Origin of the sequence: Acanthopleuribacter pedis (assembly GCF_017377855.1) — a bacterium.
Taxonomy (GTDB): Bacteria; Acidobacteriota; Holophagae; order Acanthopleuribacterales; family Acanthopleuribacteraceae; genus Acanthopleuribacter; species Acanthopleuribacter pedis.
On sequence record NZ_JAFREP010000032.1, the window covers coordinates 1 to 12,751 of the forward strand.

The following is a 12,751-nucleotide window of genomic DNA, read 5'->3' on the forward strand; positions in this document are numbered from 1 at the left end:
CACCGAATCGGCGGGTGACAGGGTACCGGCCAAGGTTGCGGTCGGCGTCGCTTGATAGCGGTCATAGGGCTGCAAATCTAGGGAAATGGCTTCCTGCGCGAAAGTAAACAACATGGGCACAGACAAAAAGAGAAAAAGGGCAAGGCGAGGCATGAAAAACTCCAGCTTGCTGTTGTGAAATAAGTAAAAAGAAAAAAAGGGTGAATAGGTAAAAACGGGATAAAGTGTTTGATGTCAAGGATTCAGATGAGCAAATAACAAACTTAGCGATGATATCACATGCCGGCAAATCGCGAATCGAAACGCGCACGAAACGAATGGAGCGAATAGAAGGCCTTAAGGCGTGCACCCCTGCACATGATGATCTCCACCATCGGCGAACACGCGCTTTTTTCCGTAAAGGGCGTAATCCAAGCGTTTTGATCCATTAAACAAAAAACCCGCGCCGCGTGGAACACGCGAGGCGGGGTTGCACAAGGCGCTGATTCGCGCAGGAGCGCGCTGATTCGCGCAGGAGCGGCGGCTAATGCTGCATTTTTGCCAAGGTTTCACCCACGGTTGGTTTGTAGCCGTTGATGAAAGCATGAATGGGCATCACCTTTTTGCCGGCAGGCTGCACCTCCAACACATTCAATAAGGTGTTGTCGGCACAGGCGACGAGCATCCGTTTTTTGGTCACCTGGGCCAAGGTACCGGGTTCACCGGTCACATCCCCATCGGTGACGGGTTGCACACTGCACAACTTGAGTGGGTGATCCTGCCACTGGACGTACACATCGGGCCAACCCCGGAAGGCACGCACGGTTCGCCACACGGTTTCGGCGTTTTGTCGGCTCAGGTCGACCCAGCCCATATCTTTGGTAATGATCGGCGCGTAACAACTCGCGGCGTCGTCCTGCGGGGTCGGCTCCATACCTTTGAGATCAGGCACAGTTTCGAGCAACACATCGGCGCCCATGGTTGCCAACGCCTGTTCCAAGGCTTCGCGGGTGATGGTGTCGTCGATGTCCATCGCGGCTTCGCGGTAAACGGGGCCGGTATCCAAGCCGGCCTCCATGCGCATGATGCCGACGCCGGTGCGCGGATCCCCGTAAAGGAGCGCGTGGTGAATGGGCGAGGCGCCGCGCCAACGGGGCAACAAGGAAGCGTGAATGTTGACGCAGTCGATGGTGGGTATGTCCAGGATGGATTGGGGTAAAATCTGCCCAAAGGCGGCGACCACAATTAAATCGGGCGCCAAATCCCGCAGCAACTGGACCCATTTTTTGGCGCGAATGCGTTTGGGTTGATGGACCTCAATCCCCAGTTCCAACGCGGCCTGCTTGACGGGACAAGCGACGGGTTTGCGGGAACGGGCCTTGGGTCGGTCGGGCTGACAAAAAACAGCGCTCACCCCATAACGGTCGGCGAGCGCGCGTAAAGCGGGAACCGCGAAATCCGGGGTTCCCATGTAAACAATTTTCATGAATTCCAGGTACCAGCCTTGACGCGTTTGCTGACTTTTTTCTTGATCATGTTGCGTTTCAAGTTGGAAACGCGTTCCGTGAAAAGAACCCCATTCAGGTGGTCGATTTCGTGCAGGAAGGCACGGGCCAGGAAGCCCTCGGCTTCGAGCTCAACCGTGGTGCCCGCAATGTTTTGCGCGCGAACCTTCACGGAATTGGGGCGTTCGACCACGGTAATGATGTCGGGGAAACTGAGGCAACCTTCCTCCCCCTTTTGGGACCCGTCCACCTCGAGAATTTCGGGGTTGATCAAGACAAAGAGATCGTCGGGATTTTCACCGACAGAGAGGTCGATAATGCAGACCTGTTTGCTGACGCCTACTTGGGGCGCGGCCAAACCGACGCCGTGGGCCTTGATCATGGTTTGGTGCATGTCGGCCACAAAACGCGCCAGTTCTTCATCAAAAACGGTAACCGGCTCTGCTACCTTCTCTAATACGGGGTCGCCGTAAACGACAATTTCCGCCATGTTTTTGTCCTCCGATTACGCTTGCGTTTGTTCCTGACGGCTGAAACGCGAGGCGTTTTGACTCACCCTAGTATAGTAAATTGACTTGATCGATTCCATAACCGAGGGATGATCCTTGGTGAGTTGCTTCAAATCCGCGTCGGAGAGAATCAAGCAAGTGGTCGGTTCGTCGGCACGCACGGAAGCGTTGCGCGGGGCGCCGGTCAGCAGCGAAGCCTCGCCGACAAAGTCGCCTTCGCCGAGTTCGGCTACTTTGACCAAATCGCCGTCTTGTTCGATTTCGACGGCCACGCGCCCCTCGGAAAGCAGGAACATCTCCCCGCCGGGATCACCTTGACGCATCAGGAATTCACCAGGCTCGTAGTCGCGCATGTCCAGGGCAATGACAAAAGCGGTAAAAACTTCTTTCGGCATGGTGCGGAACAAAGCCCAGTGTCGTTGGTTCTCCTCTTCCGAGGCACTGTCGAACGGGTTGACAAAATCCTCGTCGTCATCGTCGAGGAAATGAATTTCGCTGGTCATACTGAGGTCGGTTGCATCGTCTTCACCCGCGAGTGGTTTCGGTTCAGGCGCCGGGGTGGCCGCAACCGGTTCGGGTTCAGGCGCCGGGGTGGCCGCAACCGGTTCGGGTTCAGGCGCGGGCGCGGCAGCCGCGGGTTCGGGTTCAGGCGCGGGTTCCGGCTCGGGCGCGGGTTCCGGCGAGGCGGCGGGGCCCAGGTTCCCAAACAAACCACCGTCATCATCACCATCATCGCCCCCAAACAACGAATCCAAGGCGTCGTCGACGGATTCAAAAGAGGAGTCGACCTTTTTGGCCACGGGCGTCTCCTCAATGGCGGCTTTAAAGACCATGCGGTTACCGGAGTCATCGATGTCGGTGGGTTCGTATGCGGCACGAGCGGCATGAAGCTGCCCGGTATCGGCGTCCTTGTCGGCCAGTGCCGCTTTAAAGGCTTCGACCCCGGCCATGGTGCGCGCTTTCTCGTCGGGCGGCACTTCGCTGCTTACGGCGGCCTCGGATTCGGCGGCCGTCGCTGCCGGCGTTTGATCGTCGAGAGAAAAGTCGGGCTGTTGGGCGGCGAGCGCTTCGGCTTGGGGATCGTCCTCGTCGTCGTCGCGGGTAAAGCCGTAAGGATCCTCGTATTCGTCCATTTCGGGAATCACGGGGCCGGTCAAGCGCTCGGGGGGGCCGTCAGAGGCCCCGTCGGCTTCAGCCGGCGCAAAGTCCAGTGACAGATTGGGTTCCTCAAAAGCGGGAACATCGACATCGTCGGCCGCGGGATCGAAGGAAGCATCGGCCTCGCTATCCAAAAAGCTCATATCGATGTCCACCTGATCGGCGCTGCCGGAAACGTCGAGCGCGCTATCGGAACCACCCTGCAGGTCGGTTTCGCCGGGTAAAGCGTCCCCCAAATCAGGGGTATCGATGCGAGCGTCGCCGGCATCCTCGGCCAACCCCGCTTCGTAGGCCCGACGCGCGGCCTCAACGGTTTCGGGATCAACGGCACCACTGGCGGCTTCTTCTTCCCAGCGGTTGATTTTGCGCAAAAAACGCTCGTCAATCATGAACTTGGGGACTTTGTCATTATAGGAGGCCAGTTTGTCGAGAATGACCTGGTCGTCGGGGAATAAATTAAGCGCTTTCTTGAAGGCGGCCACACTTTTATTAAAAAAACCGGCATCACCATAGTGTTCGCCCACGCGGATATAAGTAGCTTTGGCGTCTTCCAGCTTCCCCATTTTCGTTTGCACATTGGCGAGTTGCATCAACAAGGCGGGGTCGGTTTGCTTCTTGTCTTTAATCAGCGCCTTGAAACCTTTGAGGGCACCCTTGAGATCACCGGCCACCAATAATTCCTGCGGTGTTTTCTTTTTACCAAATAATTTCCAGAATGCCACGCCGCCTCCTAATCAAGGCCAAAACTAAAACAAATCGGGATTCTAAATCATTCCAAATCCGTGCTGCAACGTGTTCGATCACAAAGTCACGGAAGCCCGGCCACGTCAAGGGGCTGTCCCCTCGGATAACAACAGACATTTAACCACAACCCGTAATTACGACCCAGCAAAAGCCTTGGTTCTGATGTTTCGGGTACCCATATTTTTTTAGAAGCCGCGCGCAAACCGGCTCACGGGCGGAATTAGATTGAGGTAATTTAACCTAAATTGAGCGATTCTTGGCGGCGCACTTGCACAAGGTTCGGCGCGTCCTGCGCCAAGCGTTGGGCTGCAGGTGCAGTAAAAATGCGCGACGTACCTTCCAGGTACGCGTCGTGCGCGACCCCGGTCCGCTTTTTACAACACCTTTCGCGCCAACCCTCGGCGCGTCCTGCGCCGATACTTGCACAATTGCATCCACCCGAATCGCACACTTTAGGTTTAAGCTAGCGTGGCCACGAAACGGTCAATAAGTTCCACGAATTGTTCGGGTTCCTCGAGCGGCAAGGTATGTCCGGTCTCGGGCACGGAGGCTTCACTTGAGCCGGGTAGCCAGGAAACCAGGTCGTGGTGATCGGAGCGCCGAACCAAGGGGTCTTCATCACCGCGCAGCACGAGGGCGGGAAGATCAATACGAACGGCGTCTTCCTCGGAGGGCGGGTAACGCAACATGCCCTCGAACAGGGCCTTCAAACCTTCCTCGCTGTTCCGTGAAACGGTCCCTTTAACAATCAGCTCCCAATCCTCGAAACGTTCCAGGATCTTGCGACCCACGATGGTCGGCATGCTGGTCCACGCCATGGCGCTAATGCCGCCGCGTTTGAGGGACTCGTACCAAGAGCGAACATAAGCACGGCGCAAGACGGTTTGTTTGGCGCCGGTACTGACCAGTACCAGACCGGAAAAACGATCGCCGATCTCGGCGGCGGCGCGCAAGGCAATGCGCCCGCCGTGAGAAAACCCCATCAGCACGGGTTGATCGGCACCGCTGCGATCCAAAACGGTGGTTAAGTCGGCGACATGATCATCGATGTGGTACGGCTTGGGGCCCATGGGCGAACGACCGGTTCCACGCGCGTCAAATAGAATCCAGCGGTAGGCGGTAAAACGGCGGGCGATGCCGCGCCAATTGGCACAAGTCTGACTTAACCCGTTGCAAATCAGGATGTCGCGATCCCCTTCGCCGTGTACTTCGTAATGGATGGTCGGTGCCGTCAAAGCCCCCTCCTGTTGCTGGATGTTTTGGATTTTATGGGTTTGTAGGTAACGCCGGTTTTGGCGCGGCTTGGGTTTGGTTTCATTATTTCTTAGGAATGCAGGATGAAGGGTAGATACGGATTGGCCGCCACACCCTTTTTTGCCCTTTCCCGTCCGCGGATAAGCTGTCACTTCGTTTAAGGAAAGGGGATGTTTTGGCTATGGTGGGAAGTACCCTAAATGGAGGATGCGGATTGGCCGCCACGCCCGCTTTTTCCGGTTCCCGTCCGCGGATAAGCTGTCACTTCGCTTTAGAAGCGGCCACCTACATTGCAATCTTTGCTTCCACGACGAAGAGATGGGAGAAGCGGCCGGTTTGCCAAGCAAGGGCGCTAATCCTCGATGGACACGCCTTGCTTGCGCAGCCGGGTTTCGAAATCTTTGACCTGGTCTTTGAGTTCCTGGTTTCTTTTGGACAGAATGAGCACATAAGCGCTCACCATGATCCAAACCAGCGTGTAAGCGGCAACGAGGTAGAACATGTGATTGCTCGATGATTCCATGGGAACAACTCCTTGGTAAGCGTGGTGGTTAAAAACCTTCAAGGCGCAGCAAACGGCCGCGTAACTTCTTGAGACGGTCTTTGGTCAGCATTTGTTGGACGCCCAAACGCCACAGGTAGATATAAAGCAAGGTAAAGGCGGCAAGGGACAGGTACAAAGCGATGTTCATATTGGGATCGCGAATGCCGCTGTCGGCGTCGCCCATGATGACGGGTTTCGGGTGTTGGGTTTCGAAAATGCGGGTCGACATGTACACAAAGGGCACCATCAGGGCGCCGACAATACCCAACACGGCACTGACGCGCGGGCGCTTTGATTCGTCGTCGATGTAGTTGCGCAGGTTGACGTAGAAGAAAAAGACGAGCCAAAGCACCAAGGTACTGGTAAGGCGGGCGTCCCAAGCCCAATAAACACCCCAGGTCGGCTTGGCCCAAACGGGGCCGGTGGTGAGGACGATGGAACAAAATACCAGGCCGATCTCGCCGCTCACCAGGGACTTGCGGTCCCAAATCAAATCGCGGCTCACGAGGTAACGAATCGATCCGTAAAGCACATAAAAAAACGCCAGAAACCCTGGCCAGATACTGCCGAGGTGGAAGTAGAAAATGCGCTGAACATCGCCCTGTAATTTGTCGGGCGGCGCAATCGCCAGAGCCCATACCAGGGCGAGCTGCATTACCACAAACATGAGTGCAAACAGAAGCTTGTCTTTGAGGCTCATATGTTATTCCTCGAGCAAAAAATCGTAGAGAAGAAAACCGGCGGAAAGGAAGACGACGTTCACCGCCACCAAGACCTGGAGCCAATTAGACGGTGTTTTCCCCTGAAGCGCCAGTTCGGTGGCGTTGACGGCGGCAATCAAAGTCGGCACCATCAGCGGCAACTGCACGACGGGGAACAACACATCTTTCATGCGGGTATTGGCGGTAATCACCACTACCAGGTTCCCAACGGCGGTAAAAGCAATGGTTCCCAATGCCAGCGACGTCACCAACATGCCTAAATTCTTGCTGATATCCGTGTGGTAGAACAAGACCAAAAGCGGCAAAAGCAGGAGCTCCATCACAATCAACAGCAAGGCATTGCTACACACCTTGGCCAAATACAACCAGCCCCCTTCGACGGGTGCGAGGATTAAGGCACGGTAACAGCCGTTGGCGGTTTCCGACTGATGGCTGCGGTTCAGGCCGATGGTGCCGGAAAACAGAATACACAGCCACAAGGCGCCCGAACTCATGGCTTCCAATTGGACGCCGCTGGTTTTGGAAGCGTAGAAAATGATGACGAGCAGAATCACGGAGAACAGAAAAGACGAAATGAAGATTTCCCGGGAGCGCAACTCACGACGCAGGTCCTTGCGCAAGACAGCGGAAAATACGTGGAAGACGTTGTCGCTCACGCGCCTTCCTCCATGCTGGAACCTTCGCAAAAGCGGAGGTACGCCTCGTAACTCAAATCGCGTTTGTGCAGGCTGTGCAGCATGCGACCGCGGTGCAAAATCCAAAAACGGTTGGCCAATTCGTAACCGAGGCGCAAGTGGTGGGTCACCAAGATCCAACTCATTTCGGTGTTGGAAAACAGGTGTTTCATGCGTTCGACGCCGCCGCGGTCCAGACCGGAAAAAGGTTCGTCCAACAGCAAGAGTTTGGGTTGCGGCAACAGGGCGCGCGCCAAGCTGAGCCGTTGCTGCATACCGCGCGAGCAGGTGCGAAACAGCCGTTCCGCAAAATCGGCCATGCCGACGCGCTCGAGCAATTCACCCAGTTGCGCATCGGATAGATTGCGCTGGTAAAGCCGGTTGATGAAGCGCAAATTCTCCATGGCGGTCAGGTCCGGGTAAAGCATGGGTTCGTGGGATAAGAAGGTCAGGTGGTTGCGCAGCTTTTTGGGGTTGTCGCAGGTTTCCCCGTCCAAGGAGAAGGAAATATCGCCCGAGCTTGGCCGGCTCAGCGTCGCCAGAATGTGGAGCAAGGTTGATTTACCGGCCCCGTTATGGCCCAGAATCGAAACACGGTCACCGGGATGGAGCTGTTCACTCACCCGCCACAGGGCAATGGTTTCACCGAATTGTTTGCTGAGCTCGCTGAATCGGATCGAAAGACTCACGACAGCGATTCCGCGGGTTGCGGGACGGGTGCCTCGGCGCTTGTTTCCTGCACGACCCGCGTACCACAAGCGACACAGTGTTGATAACTTGCCTTGAGGGGAGCACCACACGCGTGACAGGCCGGTCCGTCGCTTTGGGTAGGATCTTCACCCAGCTTTTGGTAGCAGGCGGCCAGGTTCTTGAGGATGCCGGCCTCGATGTTGACGAAGTCGTCTTCCTCAATCTCGCCGGTCTCTTTTTTGTGATAGAGCGCATCGAGCGAATTCATCAGGGAGCGGCGTCGCTCGACCCAGAGCTCGTGGTCGAGCCTGCGTCCCTGACCGGCTTGCACCAGTGGGAAACCGACCCAGCCGAGAATGAACAGGGTCAGGAAAATAATCAGAAAGATGGTCATTACGCGGCCTCCATGTTGGCGGGCACGGCGGCTTTGACCTTGCGCCGGGATCGTTGCGGGAGCAGCGCCACCATGGTACCGACAACCATTAAGATGGTGCCGATCCAAATCCAAATGACCAACGGGTTCACGTAGATATGGAACACGCCGATGGGGTGTTCGTCGGTGTGTTGGGGCGCGGGACCGGCCACAACCACGTAGTAATCGCGCAGCCAGCCTACGTGGATATCGACCTCGCTGGCCTGGGATTGAGAAGCTTTGTAAAAGCGTTGTTCCGGGGCGAATCGTTCAACCGGCCGGCCGTTTTTCATCAGGTTCACATCGGCGATGTAGGCCACGTAGTTGACGTTGTCCTCGGTGCGGATGTTCTCTACCTGAAACAGAAAGCCGCCGACTTCCATGGTTTCACCAATGCCCAACTCCATTTTGTCCTGGTGGTTGAAAGCGGCACCGGTAATACCGAGCCCCATCAGCAGGACGGAGAAGTGGGTGATGTAGCCGCCGTAACGGCGCCGGTTCATGGCGATCAAGTTGTAAATGGCAACGGCCATATTTTCACCGGCGCGTTTGGCGCGACGGCGGCCGGCAATCCAAAACTCTTCAACGATGGTGACCAAAAGAAAGGCCAGGACCGCGAAGGAAATGGAGGATATTAGCGGGCCGGAGCTTAGGGCGAGACAAAGGACAAAAACGACAACCATCGCAATTGACGGCAACATGAAGCGTTCGCGCGCTTGGCGGCCGGTGGTTTTTTTCCAGGTCAAAATGGGGCCGATCGCCATCAGCAACATCAAGCCGATAAAAATCGGGAGCATGACTTGGTTGTAATAACCGTGGCGCAGTTCTTGTTTCTGTTGAATCAGCGCCTCGGTGATCATGGGCCAAACGGTGCCGAGCAAGGTGAGCAGACACAAGGCGGCGAAGAGTACGTTGTTAAACAGCAGGCTGACTTCGCGGCTGGTCATGGACTCGTACTGGTTGTCGTCGGCCAACTGGTCGCGACGGGCGATCACGACAATGCCGCTGAGTACGGCGTTGAGGACGATGTAACCGATGAAGTAGTTGCCGATATCGCTTTCAGCAAAGGCGTGAACGGAGGAGATCAAGCCGGACCGGGTGATAAAGGTGCCGAACATGCACATCAGGAAGGAGCTGACGAGCAGCAACACGTTCCACATTTTGAACATGCCGCGTTTTTCCTGAGCCATGATGGAGTGGAGGAAGGCGGTGGCCAACAGCCACGGCATGAAAGAAGCGTTTTCGACGGGATCCCATGCCCAGTAACCACCCCAGCCCAGTTCCATGTAGGCCCAGGCGCCGCCGAGCACGATGCCCACGCCGAGAATCAGCCAAGCCACCAGGGTCCAATTGCGGATCATCGGCAGCCAATCGCGGCCGTCGAGGCGGGTGATTAAGGCGCCCATGGTGAGGGCGAAAGGGAACAAAAAGCCGATGTAACCCAGGTAAAGCATGGGCGGGTGAATGATCATGGCCCAATGCTGGAGTTGTGGGTTCAAGCCGGCGCCGTCACGGGGATCCACGGCTTTCCACATGCCGGCAATGTCCTCACCCCAAATTTGGAAGGGGTTGGAAACGATGTTGTTGATGACGAGAAAGAAGGTCAAACAAATGCCGACAAAAAACAAGGCCCAGGCGGTCATCAAGCGAGGCGCTTTGCGGATGAAGAACAAAAAGAACAGGTTGTAAACGGCAAGAATCGTGGTCCACCAAAGCAGGGAACCTTGGCTGCCGCCCCAGATGGCGGTGAGTTTGTATATCCAAGGAAGGTGACGGTTAGAGTGGCTCTGAACGTAAACCACTTGGAAGGCGTCGTGTTGCAGCAGGTAGCCCAGGGCAAAAACCGCGCAAAAAATCATCAGGGTCATCGCCAAGAAGGCGCGCACGGTTGCTTTGCGGAAACGTTCGCGAGCGGTGAGTGCCGCGATAAGGGCGGTAAGGGTGCCGAAGATGGCCAGCGCGAGGCCGACCATAAGTGCGTAGTTCCCAAAATCGGCCATGACGTGGTCACCCGCGAGACGAATCTGTGAGGGTTCGTCCGTACCGGTGGCCGCGGTTAGGGCGGAAAGGATGAAATGAATCATGTGGTGGTGTCTCCCCTAGGGCGGTCGGGACAAACAGAAGGTGCCGAGCGGACCGCAACGCGCGGATGCAAGAAAAGGTTCCGACAAGGTGCCGGAGATTGCACTCTGGATTTTATTGGTCGTCGTTGGCCCCGACGGTTTGCTCGCTGTCGGTCGGTGGCACCGCGGCCTGTTGCACGGTTTTCGCTTGATCAGCGGCAGGTTGATCGGCAACGGTTTGGTTCGGCGCGGCATAGCCGGCGGGTTGTCCCTGGGCGACCGGTTGGGCGGGATCGCCGTAACCCGCGGGTTTTTCGCCTTGCGGGTAGGCCCCGGAACCGTCAACCATGGACTCATCCAAACCGGCCTCGTACTTGGAGGCACATTTGGCTTGCAGGTGGTTCGCGACAAAAATGCCGTCGCGCCCCATGGTACCGTCAACCACGGCCTCGGCCCGGTCTTTGAACATGTCGGGCAGCGGCGCTTCACCCATGTAGTGAACGACCAGCTCGGCTTCCTCTTCATGAATGGTAAAAATTACGGGGCGTTCGTTAATTTTGCTTTTTATGCTGCCCTCGACGATGCGGCCTTTGACACGCAGGTTCATGTTGTAAACACGGTCGCCGAGTCCTTCCAGTTCATTGACTTTATAGAAGTAATTGGCATTTTGGATGTTGGTTGTCAGCAACCAACCGATTGCACCGAAGATCAGAAGAAGGGGTATAAAAATTTTTGCTTGCATGATCGTACTCCAACCACCGGTTCCAACAGTGGCTCCATCCCTGCACAATCTACAGTGTAAATCATGGGGGGTCAACGAAATCCGGCAAGGGAAACCGGGAGGGGTGATGGGGCTCCTTGGTCATCGGGTCGTCGTGGCGACGCGCAAAACGCGAGAAAAAGCCTATAGGGACGGCTTTTACCCAAGCCCTCGTAGGCTAACACGCGACAGGACACCCAAATGGCCGATGGAAGCGCACCTTTTTCGTTTGTCCAGGAGGAATGATCGGACCCAAGCCGAGGGCGCCGGAACGGCAAGGCCACACAAACCACGGTAGGTTCGGCCGATTCCCCGCGGACGAACGTGGATTGGGTAAGGGCGTCCCACACCATGACGCCCGCGCTCGCGGCCCTCCGCGCCCAAGGAATTTTTTGGCGGTCCTATTATATTAAAGTAGGCGAGCACGGGAAATCAGGGTCCACGCAAGTTGTGTCCCCGTTTTGGGGCGACTCGGGTATGATGGGGTGGTTTTTGTTGGAGGTAACATGCGCGTGTTCCATCGATTGGTTTTGACAATCCCTTTTCTTCTGGTGCTCGGCACCTGGGCCATGGCCGAATTTACGGTTACGGTCCGTTTGGAGGACGGGACCAACGGCGGGCCCGGCCAAGCCGATACGCTTCAACTGATCCAGTTGCAACAAGGCATGACCCCGGTCGCGGCGGAGAGCGAAGCCTCGGGCACGGTATCGCTTACATTCGACGGCAGTTTCGCCGCGGGCCAATTTCTGGTTCAAGCACGCAAGGGACAAACGGTTTACACGGAAAGCCTCACCGACATTCAAAACGAATTGGTGATCACGGTGTTTGACAACGCCGAAACGGCCGACACGCGCGCGGCCATCGGCTCACTGGCCTTGTACGTGCAGCATCAAAACCTGGACGTCGGCATGTTTATCAATGTGGACAACATCAACAAACCCCCGGTTACCCTGGTCCGCGAGGGCGCCACCTTCCAATGGCCGCTGATTCCCGGTTACCGCGGTTTGGAAGTCAGCACGCGGCGCGGCAAAATGCCGCTGAAACAGTCCCCGCTGTTTGAAGGGGACAAAGCGGGCCTGAGTTACCCCTTGCGTCCCGGCCGAACCCAAATTATGGCGCGCAGCAACCACGCTTATAACCCCAGCGACGCCACCAACATCTACCGCCTCCCCCTGCTGGAAGACCAAAAAGCAATGCACATCTTGGTCATGCCCGCCAGCTTGGAATTAAGCGGCGACGGGCTGACCTTCGTGGAGGTAGACAAGGTCAACGACTTGCGCCTTTACGAGTGGAAACGCTTGGAAAACCAGGACGTGCTTGAGTTGAACTTAACCGGAAAAGCGGAGCCGGACCCCACCGCGGCGGGCAACAACCAAACGGCTGAAACCCAGCGTGAGCCGGGAGAGAAACGCACCTTTAAGCGGCTGCCCAACCAACTGAGCCATGACCGCGTGTTAATCGTCGGTTCGATTTTGGGCCTTTTGGCGGTTTTCGCCTGTGTCGGATTGATGCGCCGATAGGGCCACGCACAAAAAAGGTTTTGGGGTGAAATCCTCGATCACAACCGATGTTGGATGCCGCCCAATTCAATGAAAATGCTATGATGGCGCTTATCACAATCGCATAAACAAGACACGTCGGCTGAACGCGGCTTTCGGCGCCCCAACGCCCTACCGCGGTTCGTCACGGGTCAATGCTTGCGAACCGCTCACGAATCGCCGTGAACGGGCATACCGG

The 12,751-nt window shown here is 56.5% G+C and carries 12 protein-coding genes; 1 reads left to right on the forward strand and 11 read right to left on the reverse strand.

All coding sequences use genetic code 11. The annotated features are described in order from the left end of the window. Positions 1–523: 523 nt before the first annotated feature. The 11 genes from fmt to J3U88_RS26955 all read right to left on the reverse strand — a co-directional run bounded on the left by fmt (position 524) and on the right by J3U88_RS26955 (position 10,996). Positions 524–1,465 (reverse strand): methionyl-tRNA formyltransferase, encoded by a 942-nt coding sequence (gene fmt / locus J3U88_RS26905; protein WP_207862105.1) that lies wholly within the window; start codon positions 1,463–1,465, stop codon positions 524–526. Continuing rightward, a complete protein-coding gene (gene def / locus J3U88_RS26910; RefSeq protein ID WP_207862106.1) occupies positions 1,462–1,974 on the reverse strand; it encodes a peptide deformylase in 513 nt (170 codons plus the stop codon). The genes fmt and def overlap by 4 nt, the downstream gene beginning before the upstream one ends. Positions 1,975–1,989: 15 nt before the next feature. Beyond that, on the reverse strand, positions 1,990–3,873 hold the full coding sequence (locus J3U88_RS35095; RefSeq protein ID WP_207862107.1) for a cyclic nucleotide-binding domain-containing protein: 1,884 nt from the start codon (positions 3,871–3,873) through the stop codon (positions 1,990–1,992). 480 nt (positions 3,874–4,353) lie between these two features. Next, the gene (locus J3U88_RS26920; protein ID WP_207862108.1) at positions 4,354–5,130 is read right to left on the reverse strand and encodes an alpha/beta fold hydrolase; all 777 of its coding nucleotides are present in this window, start codon (positions 5,128–5,130) and stop codon (positions 4,354–4,356) included. A gap of 371 nt (positions 5,131–5,501) precedes the next feature. Further along, the gene (locus J3U88_RS26925; RefSeq protein WP_207862109.1) at positions 5,502–5,672 is read right to left on the reverse strand and encodes a CcmD family protein; all 171 of its coding nucleotides are present in this window, start codon (positions 5,670–5,672) and stop codon (positions 5,502–5,504) included. Positions 5,673–5,700: 28 nt separating this feature from the next. Beyond that, positions 5,701–6,393, reverse strand: a complete 693-nt coding sequence (gene ccsA, locus J3U88_RS26930; RefSeq protein WP_207862110.1) for a cytochrome c biogenesis protein CcsA — start codon at positions 6,391–6,393, stop codon at positions 5,701–5,703. Between the two features lie 3 nt (positions 6,394–6,396). Next, entirely contained in the window at positions 6,397–7,071 is a 675-nt protein-coding gene (locus J3U88_RS26935) for a heme exporter protein CcmB (RefSeq protein WP_207862111.1), read from the reverse strand. Next, positions 7,068–7,778 (reverse strand): ATP-binding cassette domain-containing protein, encoded by a 711-nt coding sequence (locus J3U88_RS26940; RefSeq protein ID WP_207862112.1) that lies wholly within the window; start codon positions 7,776–7,778, stop codon positions 7,068–7,070. The genes J3U88_RS26935 and J3U88_RS26940 overlap by 4 nt, the downstream gene beginning before the upstream one ends. Next, positions 7,775–8,173 (reverse strand): hypothetical protein, encoded by a 399-nt coding sequence (locus J3U88_RS26945; protein WP_207862113.1) that lies wholly within the window; start codon positions 8,171–8,173, stop codon positions 7,775–7,777. Before J3U88_RS26945 ends, J3U88_RS26940 begins: the two co-directional genes overlap by 4 nt. After that, positions 8,173–10,275 (reverse strand): heme lyase CcmF/NrfE family subunit, encoded by a 2,103-nt coding sequence (locus J3U88_RS26950; RefSeq protein ID WP_207862114.1) that lies wholly within the window; start codon positions 10,273–10,275, stop codon positions 8,173–8,175. Before J3U88_RS26950 ends, J3U88_RS26945 begins: the two co-directional genes overlap by 1 nt. A gap of 112 nt (positions 10,276–10,387) precedes the next feature. Further along, a complete protein-coding gene (locus J3U88_RS26955; protein WP_207862115.1) occupies positions 10,388–10,996 on the reverse strand; it encodes a cytochrome c maturation protein CcmE in 609 nt (202 codons plus the stop codon). 524 nt (positions 10,997–11,520) lie between these two features. On the opposite strand from J3U88_RS26955, the gene J3U88_RS26960 reads away from it, so the two are divergent. Then, the gene (locus J3U88_RS26960; RefSeq protein ID WP_207862116.1) at positions 11,521–12,534 is read left to right on the forward strand and encodes a hypothetical protein; all 1,014 of its coding nucleotides are present in this window, start codon (positions 11,521–11,523) and stop codon (positions 12,532–12,534) included. The last annotated feature ends 217 nt before the right edge of the window (positions 12,535–12,751 follow it).

Bases quoted from the DNA above. Each gene is read 5' to 3' on its own strand.
- def (WP_207862106.1), bottom strand. From the start codon at position 1,974: ATGGCGGAAATTGTCGTTTACGGCGACCCCGTATTAGAGAAGGTAGCA.
- ccsA (WP_207862110.1), bottom strand. From the start codon at position 6,393: ATGAGCCTCAAAGACAAGCTTCTGTTTGCACTCATGTTTGTGGTAATG.
- fmt (WP_207862105.1), bottom strand. From the start codon at position 1,465: ATGAAAATTGTTTACATGGGAACCCCGGATTTCGCGGTTCCCGCTTTA.
- J3U88_RS26955 (WP_207862115.1), bottom strand. From the start codon at position 10,996: ATGCAAGCAAAAATTTTTATACCCCTTCTTCTGATCTTCGGTGCAATC.
- J3U88_RS26950 (WP_207862114.1), bottom strand. From the start codon at position 10,275: ATGATTCATTTCATCCTTTCCGCCCTAACCGCGGCCACCGGTACGGAC.
- J3U88_RS26960 (WP_207862116.1), top strand. From the start codon at position 11,521: ATGCGCGTGTTCCATCGATTGGTTTTGACAATCCCTTTTCTTCTGGTG.
- J3U88_RS26925 (WP_207862109.1), bottom strand. From the start codon at position 5,672: ATGGAATCATCGAGCAATCACATGTTCTACCTCGTTGCCGCTTACACG.
- J3U88_RS26945 (WP_207862113.1), bottom strand. From the start codon at position 8,173: ATGACCATCTTTCTGATTATTTTCCTGACCCTGTTCATTCTCGGCTGG.